The sequence below is a fragment of the Pseudomonas sp. LBUM1647 genome, assembly GCF_059716175.1.
In genome coordinates, this window is sequence record NZ_CP166809.1 from 2805894 (window position 1) to 2819147 (window position 13254).

Consider the following 13254-nt stretch of genomic DNA (forward strand, 5'->3'; position numbering starts at 1 on the left):
TGAGTCCTGACGTGTTTTCACCACAGAGGGTTTTTAGAATAGCCCGACATTTTTCAGCACTGCGCCGAGCAAATGTTTCTGAAGAAGTAGATGTTTGAATATCAATAGCTTGCTTGTCGGCTATTTTCTTGTTCCTCACAACAGGACACTCAACAGCCACCCCGCGACCCCGCAGCCGACCACCACCAGCCACGGTGGGAGTTTCCAGAACATCAGTGCAACCAGGGCGACCAGTGCCAAACCGAAGTCTTGCGGCTTGAAAATGGCACTGGTCCAGACAGGCTGATACAGCGCGGCCAACAGCAGGCCAACCACCGCTGCATTGACGCCGGCCAGCGCGGCCTGTGTGCGCAAACTGCGGCGCAAGCGTTCCCAAAAAGGCAGGGCTCCCACGATCAACAGAAAGGACGGCGCGAAGATCGCCAGCAAGCAAATCATGCCGCCGATCCAGCCCGACGGGGCGAGGTTCATCGAGGCGCCGAGGAACGCGGCGAACGTGAACAAGGGACCGGGTACGGCCTGCGCGGCGCCATATCCGGCAAGAAAGGTTTCGTTGTCGACCCAGCCATTGGGCACTACCTCGGCTTGCAGCAGTGGCAAAACGACGTGCCCGCCACCGAACACCAGCGAACCGGAGCGGTAGAAGGCATCCACCATCGCCATGGTTTGACTGGGCAGCAGCTGGGTCAAGAGCGGCAGGCCAACCAGTAATGCCAGGAACAGCGACAGGCAGAACACCCCGGCCCGGGGGCTGATCGTGATCGGCAATGGATCGTGCTCGACACTCTGGCTGGGTTTGAACAACAAGACGCCGGTTAATCCCGCAGCGGCAATCACGCTGACCTGTCCCCAGGCGGACGGCTCAAGCAGGGCGACGCAGGCCGCAATCACCATGAGGGTGACTCGCAGCACGTCCGTGCACAGGTTGCGTGCCATGCCCCAGACCGCTTGCGCAACCACCGAGACGGCCACCACTTTGAGGCCATGCAGTGCGCCGGGCGCGAGAGCCGTGCCGTAATGGGAAATGCCCAGTGCAAACAGGATCAGCGCAATGGCCGAAGGCAGCGTGAAGCCTGTCCAGGCAGCCAGCGCCCCGCGGTATCCCGCCCGAGACAGACCCAGCGCAATGCCGACCTGGCTGCTGGCCGGCCCCGGCAGGAATTGGCAGAGCGCGACCAGATCCGCATAGCTGCGCTCGGTCAGCCAGCGTCGTCGTGTGACGAACTCATCGCGGAAGTAACCCAGGTGCGCAATGGGCCCACCGAAAGAGGTCAGCCCGAGGCGCAGGAAGATCAGAAACACCGACCACGCGCTGCTGCGGTCATCGGCGTGAGGGTCGGTCATATGTTCACCTTCCTGGTTCGAGCGGGTCCGGTTCAATCGTCGCGTGACGATAGCGAATTCGTTAAATGCTGTCTCTCTAACCATGGCCTACGCTTATCCGCAGGCCAATGTTCATTGAGCAGGGTTCGCTTCCTGATCGATTTTCACCCGGCACCTATAAAAACAATGCAATCGGGAGACAACTTATGTCCGCTTTGTTCCGTCGATTCAGCCGCTGCATCGCAACGGCCGTTACCGCTGCTGCGCTCGCGACACCGGCTTTTGCGCTGGACACCGTCAAGTTCATGGCCCCGGGTTCTGTGGGGGGCGGCTATGACCAGACCGCGAGAGTTCTGGGCAAAGCTTTGATCGAGGCCAACACGGCCAAATCCACCACCTTCGAGAACAAGGGCGGAGCAGGGGGGACGTTGGGGCTAGCGCAGTTCGCCAACAGCACCAAGGGCGATCCGAATGCGCAGCTCGTGGTCGGCGCGATCATGGTCACTGCCATTGAACAGAACAAGCCGCAAATCACCTTGAAGGACGTGACGCCGATTGCCCGGCTGTTCACCGAGTACAACGTGATTGCCGTCCGCAAGGAGTCCGAGTTCAAAACCCTGGAGGACTTGCTGAAAGTCTTCAAGGACAAGCCGACCAGTATTTCCTGGGGCGGTGGCTCCAAGGGGTCGATCGATCACATCGGCATTGCCGAGTTGGCCGCGAAAATGGGTGTGCCGGTCAACAAGGTGAATTACGTCGCCTTCGCGGGTGGGGGTGAAGTCGTTGCTCAGGCATTGGGCGGGCAGATCAAGGTGATCACCGGTGGTTATGCCGAGCTGGGCCAATACATCAGGAACGGCCAGTTCCGAGTACTCGCCATCGGCGCGCCAGAACGCATTGAAGGCATCGATGCGCCGACCCTCAAGGAGAAAGGCTACGACGTGACCATCGGCAATTGGCGCGGTGTTTACGGTGCCGCGAACCTCACGCCCGAGCAGCGCAAAGAAGTGATCGACGCTGTCGTGGCCGCCACCAACAGCAAAGTCTGGAAAGACAATATCGACACCAACAAATGGTCACCCAACGTCCTGACCGGCGATGAATTCGGCAAATTCGTCGACGAAGAGCATGTGCGGCTGCGTGCGATGCTGGTCGAGGTCGGGCTGGTTTCGAAATGACTCAGCCTCGCGCAATAGTCCCGGTACAACTGGCGATCGGCGCCGGAGTGATTGCCATCAGCGCCGTGTTGGCGGTGGGCGCATTCCGGTTTCCGCCCGAGATGGGGTTCGTCATCCTGGGGGCCCACGTCTATCCGTACGCCGTTGCGGTGTTCCTGGGCGTCGTCGGTCTGTTGCTGTGTTATCAGGCCGTTACCGGTGGTTTTCGCGAGCTGGCAGACCACAGCGACGAAGCTGCCCAAGCGCTGCCCGGCGGAAAATCCGGCGCAGCCTGGGTGACGGCGGGGCTTGTGGGGGTGGCCGTGCTGATTAACCTCATCGGCTTCGTATTGGCCGCAGGGCTGCTGTTTGCCTGTTCGGCACGGGGTTTTGGCAGTCGCCGTCCGGTGCGTGACCTCGCCATCGGCATTGCCTTGACCCTGCCGATTTACTGGCTGTTCAACGCCGGGCTAGGGGTTTCCCTGCCGCCCCTTGTCAACGCCTGGATCTGACCGGGGCCGAAGGAGGTAAACAAGGTGGAAACTCTCGCAAACCTGGCCATTGGTTTTTCCGCTGCGCTGACACCGATCAATTTGATGTGGGGCTTTATCGGCTGTTTGCTCGGCACCGCCATTGGTGTCTTGCCGGGTATTGGGCCGGCGCTGACCGTTGCGCTGCTGCTGCCGATCACCGCCAAGGTCGATCCTACGGGCGCCTTGATCATGTTCGCCGGTATCTATTACGGCGCGCAGTTCGGCGGCTCGACCACCTCTATCCTGCTCAATACGCCCGGTGAATCGTCCTCCATGGTCACGGCCCTGGAAGGCAATCTCATGGCGCGCAACGGTCGTGCAGGACCGGCCCTGGCAACGGCCGCGATAGGATCATTTGTTGCCGGCACCATCGCGACGGTGTTGCTGACGTTGTTTGCCCCTATTGTCGCCACGCTGGCGCTCAAGTTTGGTCCTGCCGAGTATTTCGCGATTCTGGTGTTGTCCTTCACGACGGTGTCTGCGGTACTCGGCGCTTCGATGCTGCGCGGTTTTGTCTCGCTCGGGATTGGGCTGACCGTCGGCTTGATCGGCCTGGACTCGACCTCGGGCATTGCCCGTTACACCTTGGCGGTGCCGGAGTTGGTTGATGGCATCGAAGTCGTGCTCGTTGCGGTCGGTTTGTTTGCCGTGGGTGAAGCGTTGTATAGCTTGCTGTATCAAAAAGAAGAAGCGTCCGGCCGGCATCGCTTGACCTCGTTGTGGATGACGCGCTCTGACTGGAAACGCTCGGTCCCCGCCTGGCTACGGGGCACGTTGATCGGTTTTCCATTCGGGTCGATTCCGGCCGGTGGCGCTGAAATTCCGACGTTCCTGTCCTATTCGGCGGAACGCAAACTGAGCAAGTACCCGAAAGAGTTTGCGGGTAGCAAGGGCGAGGGGGCGATCGAGGGAGTTGCCGGTCCCGAGGCGGCCAACAACGCGAGCGCGACGGGTTCTTTGGTGCCCCTGCTGACGCTTGGCATACCGACATCCGCCACCGCGGCGATTCTGTTGGCCGCGTTCCAGAACTACAACCTGCAGCCGGGGCCGATGCTCTTCCAGACGTCGGGAGAGTTGGTCTGGACCCTGGTGGCCTCGCTGTATGTCGGCAACGTGATCCTATTGGTGTTGAATCTCCCGCTGGTTGGCCTCTGGGTCAAGCTCCTGCAGATTCCCCGGCCGTACCTGAACGCCGGCATTCTGGTGTTTGCCACCATCGGCGTGTACGGCATGCGTCACTCTTCCTTCGATCTTTTGCTGATGTTGGCGATTGGTTGGGGCGGGGTCTTGATGCGCCGTTTCGATTTTCCCGTCGCACCGGTGATCGTCGGCATGCTGCTGGGGCCGATGGCTGAAAAGCAGTTGCGCAACGCCTTGTCCATCAGCGAAGGAGACTGGCTGGTGTTTGTGACGCAACCGATATCGGCCGCGTTCCTCGCACTGACGCTGCTGGTGCTGGTGGTTCCGCACCTGCTTCACGCCCGCGGTATCAAGTTGCATGAGGACGACTGAGGGCAGTGGCCAGTGCAGCCTGCCGGGTAGGCAGGCTGCACGGGTAATGTTGTTCACTCAAGGTCGGGGTACATATCCGTTTTTGCGGTCATGGCGGCTATCGGTTTCGCTTTTACAGCGAGTCACTTTCGAAAAGCGCGAAAGTAACCAAAGCGCTCTTGCCCCTGACGTACGGTGCCTCGCTTAGGCTCGGCATGCCCTCGTTCCGGTCCTGCTCCGTGGGCCCGCCGCCATCGGCCATCCATGGCCGGGGGCGGCTAACCCGGCATCCATGCCGGGTTGCCCACTACGCAGAACCTCCACTCGGCCTCCCGAGGGGGCGTGCACCGCAAACGCGAGGCGGCCTACCGGCCGGCCTGTCTCTTCATGCGTACGCATTCCCCCTGTGGGAGCGAGCCTGCTCGCGAAAGACGTGAACGATAACGCGTGCTGTCTGAATGAACGCGGTGTCCGGACGTTTTTTTCGAGCAGGCTCGCTCCCACAGGTACCGCGCCAGGCTTTTGATCTTGCTTCTGATCTTGATCTGCCCCGTCGGCATGCCCTCGCTCCGGGCCCACGGAGCAGGACCGGAGCGAGGGCATGCCGAGCCTAGGCGAGGCACCGTACGTCAGGGGCAAAAGCGTTTGGTTACTTGGGGTTGGGCGGCATTCCGTATTTCCAAGTGACTCGCTGTAAAAGCGAAACCGCCAGCCGCCATCACCGCAGAAACGGATATGTACCCCGATCTTAAGTGAACGGCGCGGCACGAGGTGCTTCGATCAAACCAGATTAATCGTGACGTCGATGTTGCCACGGGTCGCCTTGGAGTACGGGCACCGCTGGTGGGCGCCATCCACCACCGCCCGTGCGACAGCAGGGTCCAGGCCCGGAAGGCTGACATTGAGGCGAGCCTGGAGGAAAAAGGCGTCTTCGGTCTTGCCCAGGTCCACTTCGGCATCGACGGCAACGTCGCTCGGCAGGGTCACCTTCAATGCGACAGCCGCCTTACCCATTGCACCGATGAAACAGGCCGACCAACCTGCAGCCAGCAGTTGTTCGGGATTGGTGCCACTCCCTGACGAGCCAGGCGCGGAAAGCTTGACGTCCAAATGTCCATCGTCGCTTCGCGCCTCGCCGTTACGGCCTCCCGTCGTGTGGGTCTTGCCGGTGTAAAGCACGGTATCGATTTTATTGATCATGAGGTGGCTCCTGCTGGGGTGTTGGACTCTTTAGCCTGGGTTCATCGGAGAACGCCAGGTATGCGACGCCACCCACTTTTTCACCTTCATGTACTGCGTATGTGTCCTGATTCAGTGGTTGTGTAACGCTGTGTAAGATCTCCAGCGAAAATACAGGGCGATACAAATCACCCGGTCACCTGATACTTCGCCGATATCCGTGAAGCCGTCATTTGCCACGGACTGTTCATCACCGGGGCGGGAAATGACGGCCAAACGTTGGTCCTCCACGACAGGCTGGATCGGCCAAGACATCACCCTCGTTTAGGCAGTTTCCAGTCTGGCCGAATGAAATGGCAGGTGTAACCGTTGGGGTAGTGTTCGAGGTAGTCCTGATGTTCCGGCTCTGCCTCCCAGAACGGGCCTGCGGGCACGATTTCAGTGACGACCTTGTCGGGCCAGAGGCCGGATGCATCAGCGTCGGCCACCGTATCCTCGGCTACCTGCTTCTGCTCATCGTCGAGATAGAAGAGTGCCGAGCGGTAGCTCATACCCACATCGTTGCCCTGACGATTCTTCGTTGTCGGGTCGTGGATCTGGAAGAAAAACTCGAGGATCTGGCGATAGCTGATCTGGTCCGGATTGAACACGATCTCGATCGCTTCCGCGTGCGTGCCATGGTTGCGGTAAGTCGCATTGGGCACATCGCCGCCCGAGTAGCCTACCCGCGTTGACACTACGCCGGGGTAGCGTCTTAGCAAATCCTGCATGCCCCAGAAGCAGCCACCTGCCAGGATGGCAGTTTCAGTTCGCGTCGTCATAGTACGGTCCCTCCCATCAGTGAATTTGGGATCAGGTATCAATGTACCTTATGTGGTTTCGCCTTTTTGGCCGAGAAGCTCACTCAATTCGTGGCCAGCGATCCTCAATTTCATACCACGGCGCTTTCGATGCAACACACACGTGTTTCTGTTTTTCACTCAGAAACGGCGTATCCAGCGTGCCTATCGCCACGGACATCCAATCTGAAAACTCGCCTTTGGAATCAGACCAGAACAGCGAAGAGCCACAGTCGCCACAGAACTGTCGGGCGACGCCTTCAGACGAGTTAAAGGTTTTCAGCGTCTCGACACCCGCAATGATCGTAATCGCCGACCTGAGGGCGCTTGCATACGTCGCGAATGCTGCCCCGTGGCCCTTGCGGCATTTGCTGCAATGGCAATGGGTAACCGCTTTCAGCTCGGCGGCCACTCGATATTTCACTGCGCCGCACAGGCAACTTCCTTGGTGAAGTGCATCCATGTTCATCGTTTCTCAGGTGTCGGTCGCGCCACTCTAGCGGCCTACCGAGTTGAGTGAAACCCTGGTGTCCGGTCTTTCGTCAGGCGGTTTTAAGGTATCGTCAGCCCTCAGGATGTGATGCACCCCATGGAGATAGCATGACGTTAACCGCTGAAACGTTGATTGAGATCGCGATGGCCAATCCTGCAAACGCCGAGATTGCCCGGCGCCTGGCTTCACTCGGCCTGAACCAATGCATGTTGACGGCGGGCTGCCTTTTTCAGGCGGTCTGGAATCATCAGTCCGGGCTTCCCACCGCGTGGGGCATCAAGGATTACGACGTTTTTTACTTTGATGAAGACGTGTCGTGGGAGGCCGAGAATGAAGTCATCGTTGCCGCCCGCAAGCTCTTCCACGACCTCGACGTGAACATCGAAATCAAGAACCAGGCACGGGTTCACCTTTGGTACGGTCAGCGATTTGGCAGGGCTTTTCCCAAGCTTCAGTCGGCAAAGGATGGCATCGATCGGTATCTGATTGCCGGGACGTGTATCGGTCTGGATGTGGTGACCGGCGAGGTGTATGCGCCTTACGGTTTGAGCGATGTCGAAGAAGGGCTTTTACGGATCAATCCGGTGAATCATCAGCCCGATCTGTTCGATCAGAAGGCCCGGAGTTATCAGGCTCGCTGGCCTTTTCTACGACTGTTCGCAGTTTGAATCGACAGACATTCCCGCCGCGCACTCGCGGATCAACGGTCGTCTTGCAGGTAAAAGGAGAGGGTAGGGGACCGTAGCCTGGCTGACAGGTGCCCCTTCGTTACGCAAAAATCAGAACTTGAACGCTTGTCGGCCTACCAGCAACCACTGGCCTTTCTGTTTTTGCCAAATCTGGAAGTTCTCGATTTCGGTCGGAACCACTTCGGTGCCTTTGAGCGCTTGTGCCGAGAAGTGATGACGGACCAACGCTACGTCACCCGATACGGTGATGGTCTGGTTCTGCATCTCCAGGGTTTTGAACGCGCTTTTCCCGGTTTCGATATCGGCGATGAATTCCTTCTTGTCCTGAATCTTCCCGCTGGAATGCCCGTAGGTCAGGTTCTCGGCGGTTAGCGCTTTCAGTTCGGCAATGTTCTTGTGCAACATGGCTTGCGTCAGATGATCGACGGCTTGCGCAACATCCTTGTCCGCGGAAGCAGGGGTGGCGGCTACGTAGCCACTGAAGAGGCACAGGAATCCAATCAGCAGTTTCACTTTTTTCATGGGTGTTTCCTTGTTGTTGTGGGTAGTCAGAGCGAGCTTGAAAAATATCACTTATCGGTCATCGTACAACCTAGCATGCGGCCGAGAAAAAAACGAACTTGCGTTGGGTGCTTTTCTCGAAGTTAAGGTCGGAACGCTATTTCGAAAAATGAAGGTGAAACTCTTGGCTGGAGCGAAGCAGGATTCGTTGTGTTACATCGGTTGTGCGGGGTGGAATCTGCCTCGTGAGCACTGGCCGATGTTTCCTGCCCACGGCACGCATTTGCAGCGGTATGCGTCGCACCTGACGGCGGTAGAAATCAACAGTTCGTTTTATCGACCGCATCGACCACAAACGTATTTACGTTGGGCACAATCGGTACAGGTGCCGTTTCGTTTTTCGGTCAAGGTGCCCAAACTCATCACTCATGTTCAGCGATTGCAGGGTTGTGAGCAGCTGCTGGACGAGTTTCTTTCCCAGTGCACGGCGCTTGGCGATTCGTTGGGTTGTCTTCTGGTTCAGTTGCCGCCGTCATTCGCCTACGACGAGAGCACCGCCACACAGTTCTTCTTGGCTTTACGGCAGCGATATTCAGGGGCTTTGGTACTCGAGCCTCGGCATGAAACCTGGCTGAACGCAGATGCTTTATTGGTTGAGCAGAGAGTCGGCCGGGTCGCGGCTGATCCGTCGCCGATCACAGGTGGTGGAACACCGGGCGGCTGGCCTGGAATCCATTACTGGCGGTTGCATGGTTCGCCACGTATTTATCACAGTGACTATGATTCAGATCGATTGCAGGCGTTGGCGCAACAAATGCAAAAAGCGGCACAGGCGAGGATCCCCACCTGGTGCATCTTCGATAACACCGCCAGCGGTTTTGCACTGGGCAATGCCCTGACTTTGCAGGCGTGCATCGACAAGTTCGGTATTGGCTAGGGTTCCTGATCACTCATGAAAAACCCAAAAACCACAACCGAAGCAAAGTCTTCGTATTGCTGGATGTAGTCAGCGCGACTCGCCATTACAATGCAACACGTAGTAACTCATCATTTATAGGGATATTGGCTAGTGGATGACAACAGAAGGCCCATCAAGACGCGCTCTGCGGGCTGGGCAAAACGCATCACCGACATTCTGGTGAAAAGAGACATTTCCCCCAATCAGATATCCGTCGCCAGCATCGCCTTCGCGTTTGCCGGCGTCGTGGCGCTCAATATTGATAGCGGTGTCATTGGATCGATCTGCTGCGCGATCGGCATTCAGTTGCGTCTGCTGTGCAACCTCTTCGATGGGATGGTGGCGATAGAGGGCGGCAAGAAGTCCGACATCGGCAGTCTCTACAACGAATTCCCGGACCGGATTGCCGACAGCCTGCTGATCGTAGGGTTGGGGTATGCCATTGGGCAATCCGACCTCGGATGGTTTGCTGCCCTAGCGGCGGCACTTACTGCTTATGTCAGGGTGTTCGGCGGCTCGATCGGTCTCAAGCAGACCTTCATCGGCCCTATGGCCAAGCAGCATCGAATGGCCGTGATGACCGCAGGACTGCTGCTGAATGCCATCGAAGCAAGCGTTTATGGCACTCACTACGTACTGTTGATCGCGCTGGCTGTCATCGCCATTGGCTCAGTCGCAACCTGCGTCACGCGAACGCTGGCGATCGCCAGGCAGCTAAAAGGGGCCGACCATGTGGATCAGTAATGCGCTGATTTCTGTTCTTCGACTGCTGATTGGCGTCACGGCCAGATGGGAGAGCCCGCCGGATCTCACGCGTCAGCGAATCTATTTCGCCAATCACACCAGCCATATGGACACCTTGGCCATCATTGCGGCCCTGCCGCCCGAGGCCAGGTTAAATGTGAAGCCGATCGCCGCTGCCGACTATTGGGGAAAGAACCGGTTTCTGTCGTACATCTCCCAGAAAGGCCTGAATGCTGTGCTGATTGACCGTAAACCGGCGCCCGGCAAAAACGCGCTGGAGCCCATTTTCGATGTGGTACAGGCGGGTCATTCGATCATCTTCTTTCCGGAAGGCACTCGCTCATCCGAGGCACTGCCCGGGGAATTCAAATCAGGTCTTTTCCGGCTGAGCGAAACCTTCCCCGATGTCGACCTGGTGCCTATCTACCTGGAAAACCTTCATCGCTCCATGCCCAAAGGCAAACACGTCCCTCTGCCGATCATCTGCACGATCCGTATCGGCAATCCGATGGAAAGGATTGCTGGCGAGGATAAACAGGTGTTTCTGGAACGCGCGCGTAACGCCATTGTGGGGCTGTCGAAATGAGTCTTGAAGCAAAGTTTTTGTGGTTCTTTTTTGGATTGGCGTGCTTGCTGGCGATTGCTTCGCTCGCTGGTCGACTGCTGGCCCGGCGGGCCAAAACGGAAGGCGCTGTCTCGACCATCGAAAACCTCAATCAGCGCGTGAATGCCTGGTGGGGGATGGTCATCATCTTCTTCGTGTCCTACCTGCTTGGCGGCAATGCAACGGTCGTCCTGTTCGGATTCATCTCACTGTTCGCGCTCAGGGAGTTCATCACCCTGACACCGACCAGGCGGGGTGACCATAACGCCCTGTTTTCGGCGTTTTTCATCCTGATCCCGCTGCAATACATTCTGATCGGTACGCACTGGTATTCGATGTTTACGCTGCTGATTCCGGTGTATTCATTCCTGCTGTTGCCGGCGATTGCGGTGCTGAGTCAGGACACTGACGGCTTCCTGGAAAGGACGGCAAAAATCCAGTGGGGCGTGATGATCTGCATTTATTGCATCAGCCATGCGCCCGCGCTATTGCTCCTGGATCTGGAAGGGTTTACCGGCCAAAACGCGCTGCTGCTGTTCTATCTGGTGTTCGTCGTTCAGTTGAGTGACGTGTTGCAGTACGTGTTCGGCAAGCTCTTCGGCAAGCACAAAGTTGCGCCGCTGGTGAGTCCGTCAAAAACGGTGGAAGGTCTGGTCGGTGGAGGCCTGTCTGCAACGCTGATTGGCGGCTGCATGTTCTGGATGACCCCCTTCAGCTTCTGGCAGTCACTGATGATGTCGTTCGTCATCGTGGTGATGGGCTTCCTCGGTGGTCTGGTCATGTCGGCGATCAAACGCAGTTTGAGCGCCAAGGACTGGGGAACCATGATCAAAGGTCACGGCGGCATGCTCGACCGGATGGACTCGATTTGCTTCGCAGCGCCGATCTTCTTTCACCTGACGCGATACTTCTTCTCTGCGGCCTGATTCGGGCGCCCTCAAAACCGAAAAAACATACCGCATGTCGCAAAGACATGCGCGTATGGATACTTCGCTTCATTAACCACTCGTGCCAGCCGATAACCCTTTCAGCAAACCAATCCGCAGTTGGCTTTACGCCACTGACAAACGTGCTGAGAGAGGATCCACAGAGTGTCCATAAAATTACGTTTGATTCTGCTGATTGGCACCGGGCTGATTACCGCGCTGATCATGAGTCTGGTCAGTTACCTGGGAAACACCCAGATGGCTGAGGCGGTGAATGACAACGAGGTCAGTATGGCCGTGCTGCGCAATCACCTCGAAGCCGACATGATGCACGACGCGTTACGCGCAGACGTGCTGTCGGCGATGCTGGTCGGGTTGGGTAAAAGCACCAGCAGCAAAGCCGAGGTGCGCAGTTCCACCGAGGAACATGCGGCGCATTTTCGTGAAATGCTCGGTGAAAACCTCAAGCTGCCGGTCAACGACACCCTTAAAGCGGGCCTGAACAAGATCAAGCCCAGCCTCGATACCTACATCAGCGCAGCCGAACGCATCGTCGCGCTGGCGCTGGAAAATCCGGAAGCCGCGCAGCAACAACTGGGCGGTTTCAGTAGCGTATTCAGCCAGCTGGAAGATCAGATGGCCGCGCTCAGCGAACTGATCGAAACCAACACCCAACAGACCAGTGCCGGCACTCAGAAAGTCATCAGCAACGCCAACTTCACCCTTGGCGGCGTCCTCATCGCCAGCCTGTTATTGCTGCTGGCCCAGGGGCGCTGGGTGATGCTGAGCATCATGGGGCCGTTGCAGACCGCCAGCCGCATCGCCGACAGCATCGCCCATGGCAACCTGAGCGAACCGATTGTCGAGCCCACTCACAACGACGAAGCCAGCGCCCTGATTCGCAGCCTCGCGACCATGCAGCGCGACCTGCGCGGCATGATCGAAGTCGTGCGCAGCAACGCCCATGGCGTGAGCGGCATGAGTGAACAATTGAGCAGCGGCTGCCACGAAGTCGCCGGCAGCAGCCAGCAGCAAAGCGTAGCGGCCAGCACCATGGCGGCGGCCGCCAGCGAAATGACCGCGAGCATCGAGGAAATCACCCGGCATGCCGAACGTGCGTTGAATATGGCCAATCAGGCCGAGGCACTGGCCAAGGATGGCGGTCGTGTGATCCATCAGGTGGTTAGCGACATGGACGGTATTGCGCGTTCGGCGCAGCAGTCGGCCCAGGTGATCCGCACGCTGGACAAGGAGTCCGAAGGGATTTTCAGCATCATCCAGGTGATCAAGGGCATCGCCGATCAAACCAATTTGCTGGCGCTCAACGCCGCGATCGAAGCCGCTCGTGCCGGTGAGCAAGGGCGTGGGTTTGCCGTGGTGGCCGACGAAGTGCGCAGCCTGGCGGGACGCACCAGCGCCTCCACCCAGGAAATTGCCACGATGGTGTCACGCATCCAGCAAAGCACCCGCGAGGCGGTGACCAGCATGGAGGCGGGCGTGGCGCAGGTCGACAAAGGCATGGCCGTGACCGCCGACGTCGAGCGTGCCATCCGCGAAATCCTCGACGCCACGTTGAACACCACGCAACTGGTCAATGACATCACCCGCACCATCGGTGAGCAGAGCTTGGCCAGCAACGAAATCGCCCATCAGGTCGAAATGATTGCCGGCATGTCCGAAGGCAACAGCAAGGTCATTGGCCGGACTGCTAACACCACCGACGAGTTGTCCGCCCTGGCAGGCAAGCTCTCGCAGTCGGTGGATCGGTTTCGGCTTTGATGCGGGGCTAAAAGATCGCAGCCTTCGGCAGCTCCTAC

14 protein-coding genes and 1 pseudogene are annotated in these 13254 nt (G+C 58.2%); 10 read left to right on the forward strand and 5 right to left on the reverse strand.

Annotation, left to right across the window (positions count from 1 at the left end; translation table 11 throughout):
- Positions 1-135: 135 nt before the first annotated feature.
- On the reverse strand, positions 136-1344 hold the full coding sequence (chrA, locus tag ACA059_RS12745) for a chromate efflux transporter (protein WP_497634077.1): 1209 nt from the start codon (positions 1342-1344) through the stop codon (positions 136-138).
- A gap of 185 nt (positions 1345-1529) precedes the next feature.
- Here chrA and ACA059_RS12750 point away from each other — a divergent pair, with 185 nt between their 5' ends.
- From ACA059_RS12750 to ACA059_RS12760, 3 genes are read left to right on the forward strand one after another with little or no spacing between them, the layout of a single operon-like run.
- Positions 1530-2501, forward strand: a complete 972-nt coding sequence (locus ACA059_RS12750; RefSeq protein ID WP_497634078.1) for a tripartite tricarboxylate transporter substrate binding protein — start codon at positions 1530-1532, stop codon at positions 2499-2501.
- Positions 2498-2992 carry a tripartite tricarboxylate transporter TctB family protein gene (locus ACA059_RS12755; RefSeq protein WP_497634080.1) on the forward strand — a complete coding sequence of 165 codons (495 nt, stop codon included), beginning with the start codon at positions 2498-2500 and terminating at the stop codon, positions 2990-2992. Before ACA059_RS12750 ends, ACA059_RS12755 begins: the two co-directional genes overlap by 4 nt.
- 24 nt (positions 2993-3016) lie before the next feature.
- Positions 3017-4525 carry a tripartite tricarboxylate transporter permease gene (locus tag ACA059_RS12760; protein ID WP_497634081.1) on the forward strand — a complete coding sequence of 503 codons (1509 nt, stop codon included), beginning with the start codon at positions 3017-3019 and terminating at the stop codon, positions 4523-4525.
- Positions 4526-5284: 759 nt separating this feature from the next.
- Here the strand turns inward: ACA059_RS12760 and ACA059_RS12765 are convergent.
- The 3 genes from ACA059_RS12765 to ACA059_RS12775 form a co-directional block, all read right to left on the reverse strand.
- On the reverse strand, positions 5285-5704 hold the full coding sequence (locus ACA059_RS12765) for an organic hydroperoxide resistance protein (RefSeq protein WP_497634082.1): 420 nt from the start codon (positions 5702-5704) through the stop codon (positions 5285-5287).
- A gap of 293 nt (positions 5705-5997) precedes the next feature.
- A complete protein-coding gene (gene msrA / locus ACA059_RS12770) occupies positions 5998-6504 on the reverse strand; it encodes a peptide-methionine (S)-S-oxide reductase MsrA (RefSeq protein ID WP_497634083.1) in 507 nt (168 codons plus the stop codon).
- 79 nt (positions 6505-6583) lie between these two features.
- Complete coding sequence (locus ACA059_RS12775) at positions 6584-6985, reverse strand: GFA family protein (RefSeq protein WP_497634084.1); 402 nt, start codon at positions 6983-6985, stop codon at positions 6584-6586.
- Between the two features lie 137 nt (positions 6986-7122).
- On the opposite strand from ACA059_RS12775, the gene ACA059_RS12780 reads away from it, so the two are divergent.
- A complete protein-coding gene (locus ACA059_RS12780; protein ID WP_497634085.1) occupies positions 7123-7683 on the forward strand; it encodes a nucleotidyltransferase family protein in 561 nt (186 codons plus the stop codon).
- Between the two features lie 111 nt (positions 7684-7794).
- Here the strand turns inward: ACA059_RS12780 and ACA059_RS12785 are convergent, their stop codons facing one another.
- On the reverse strand, positions 7795-8226 hold the full coding sequence (locus ACA059_RS12785) for a nuclear transport factor 2 family protein (protein ID WP_497634087.1): 432 nt from the start codon (positions 8224-8226) through the stop codon (positions 7795-7797).
- Positions 8227-8374: 148 nt separating this feature from the next.
- Between ACA059_RS12785 and ACA059_RS12790 the strand changes: the two genes are divergently transcribed.
- The 6 genes and pseudogenes from ACA059_RS12790 to ACA059_RS12815 all read left to right on the forward strand — a co-directional run bounded on the left by ACA059_RS12790 (position 8375) and on the right by ACA059_RS12815 (position 13216).
- Complete coding sequence (locus ACA059_RS12790) at positions 8375-9142, forward strand: DUF72 domain-containing protein (RefSeq protein WP_497634668.1); 768 nt, start codon at positions 8375-8377, stop codon at positions 9140-9142.
- Positions 9143-9274: 132 nt separating this feature from the next.
- On the forward strand, positions 9275-9907 hold the full coding sequence (locus ACA059_RS12795) for a CDP-alcohol phosphatidyltransferase family protein (RefSeq protein ID WP_497634089.1): 633 nt from the start codon (positions 9275-9277) through the stop codon (positions 9905-9907).
- Positions 9894-10493, forward strand: a complete 600-nt coding sequence (locus ACA059_RS12800) for a lysophospholipid acyltransferase family protein (protein WP_497634090.1) — start codon at positions 9894-9896, stop codon at positions 10491-10493. The genes ACA059_RS12795 and ACA059_RS12800 overlap by 14 nt, the downstream gene beginning before the upstream one ends.
- Positions 10490-11437 carry a phosphatidate cytidylyltransferase gene (locus ACA059_RS12805; RefSeq protein WP_056745391.1) on the forward strand — a complete coding sequence of 316 codons (948 nt, stop codon included), beginning with the start codon at positions 10490-10492 and terminating at the stop codon, positions 11435-11437. The genes ACA059_RS12800 and ACA059_RS12805 overlap by 4 nt, the downstream gene beginning before the upstream one ends.
- A 165-nt stretch (positions 11438-11602) precedes the next feature.
- Positions 11603-12358 (forward strand): annotated as a pseudogene (locus tag ACA059_RS12810) (MCP four helix bundle domain-containing protein); the annotation flags it as partial.
- A gap of 132 nt (positions 12359-12490) precedes the next feature.
- Positions 12491-13216: a methyl-accepting chemotaxis protein gene (locus ACA059_RS12815; protein ID WP_497634669.1), complete on the forward strand. Its 726-nt coding sequence runs from the start codon at positions 12491-12493 to the stop codon at positions 13214-13216.
- Positions 13217-13254 lie beyond the last annotated feature (38 nt).

What these genes read in the sequence shown, in the direction of transcription:
- chrA (WP_497634077.1), bottom strand. Translation starts at nt 1,344, where the DNA reads ATGACCGACCCTCACGCCGATGACCGCAGCAGCGCGTGGTCGGTGTTT.
- ACA059_RS12750 (WP_497634078.1), top strand. Translation starts at nt 1,530, where the DNA reads ATGTCCGCTTTGTTCCGTCGATTCAGCCGCTGCATCGCAACGGCCGTT.
- ACA059_RS12755 (WP_497634080.1), top strand. Translation starts at nt 2,498, where the DNA reads ATGACTCAGCCTCGCGCAATAGTCCCGGTACAACTGGCGATCGGCGCC.
- ACA059_RS12765 (WP_497634082.1), bottom strand. Translation starts at nt 5,704, where the DNA reads ATGATCAATAAAATCGATACCGTGCTTTACACCGGCAAGACCCACACG.
- msrA (WP_497634083.1), bottom strand. Translation starts at nt 6,504, where the DNA reads ATGACGACGCGAACTGAAACTGCCATCCTGGCAGGTGGCTGCTTCTGG.
- ACA059_RS12775 (WP_497634084.1), bottom strand. Translation starts at nt 6,985, where the DNA reads ATGGATGCACTTCACCAAGGAAGTTGCCTGTGCGGCGCAGTGAAATAT.
- ACA059_RS12780 (WP_497634085.1), top strand. Translation starts at nt 7,123, where the DNA reads ATGACGTTAACCGCTGAAACGTTGATTGAGATCGCGATGGCCAATCCT.
- ACA059_RS12785 (WP_497634087.1), bottom strand. Translation starts at nt 8,226, where the DNA reads ATGAAAAAAGTGAAACTGCTGATTGGATTCCTGTGCCTCTTCAGTGGC.
- ACA059_RS12790 (WP_497634668.1), top strand. Translation starts at nt 8,375, where the DNA reads ATGAAGGTGAAACTCTTGGCTGGAGCGAAGCAGGATTCGTTGTGTTAC.
- ACA059_RS12800 (WP_497634090.1), top strand. Translation starts at nt 9,894, where the DNA reads ATGTGGATCAGTAATGCGCTGATTTCTGTTCTTCGACTGCTGATTGGC.
- ACA059_RS12805 (WP_056745391.1), top strand. Translation starts at nt 10,490, where the DNA reads ATGAGTCTTGAAGCAAAGTTTTTGTGGTTCTTTTTTGGATTGGCGTGC.
- ACA059_RS12815 (WP_497634669.1), top strand. Translation starts at nt 12,491, where the DNA reads ATGGCGGCGGCCGCCAGCGAAATGACCGCGAGCATCGAGGAAATCACC.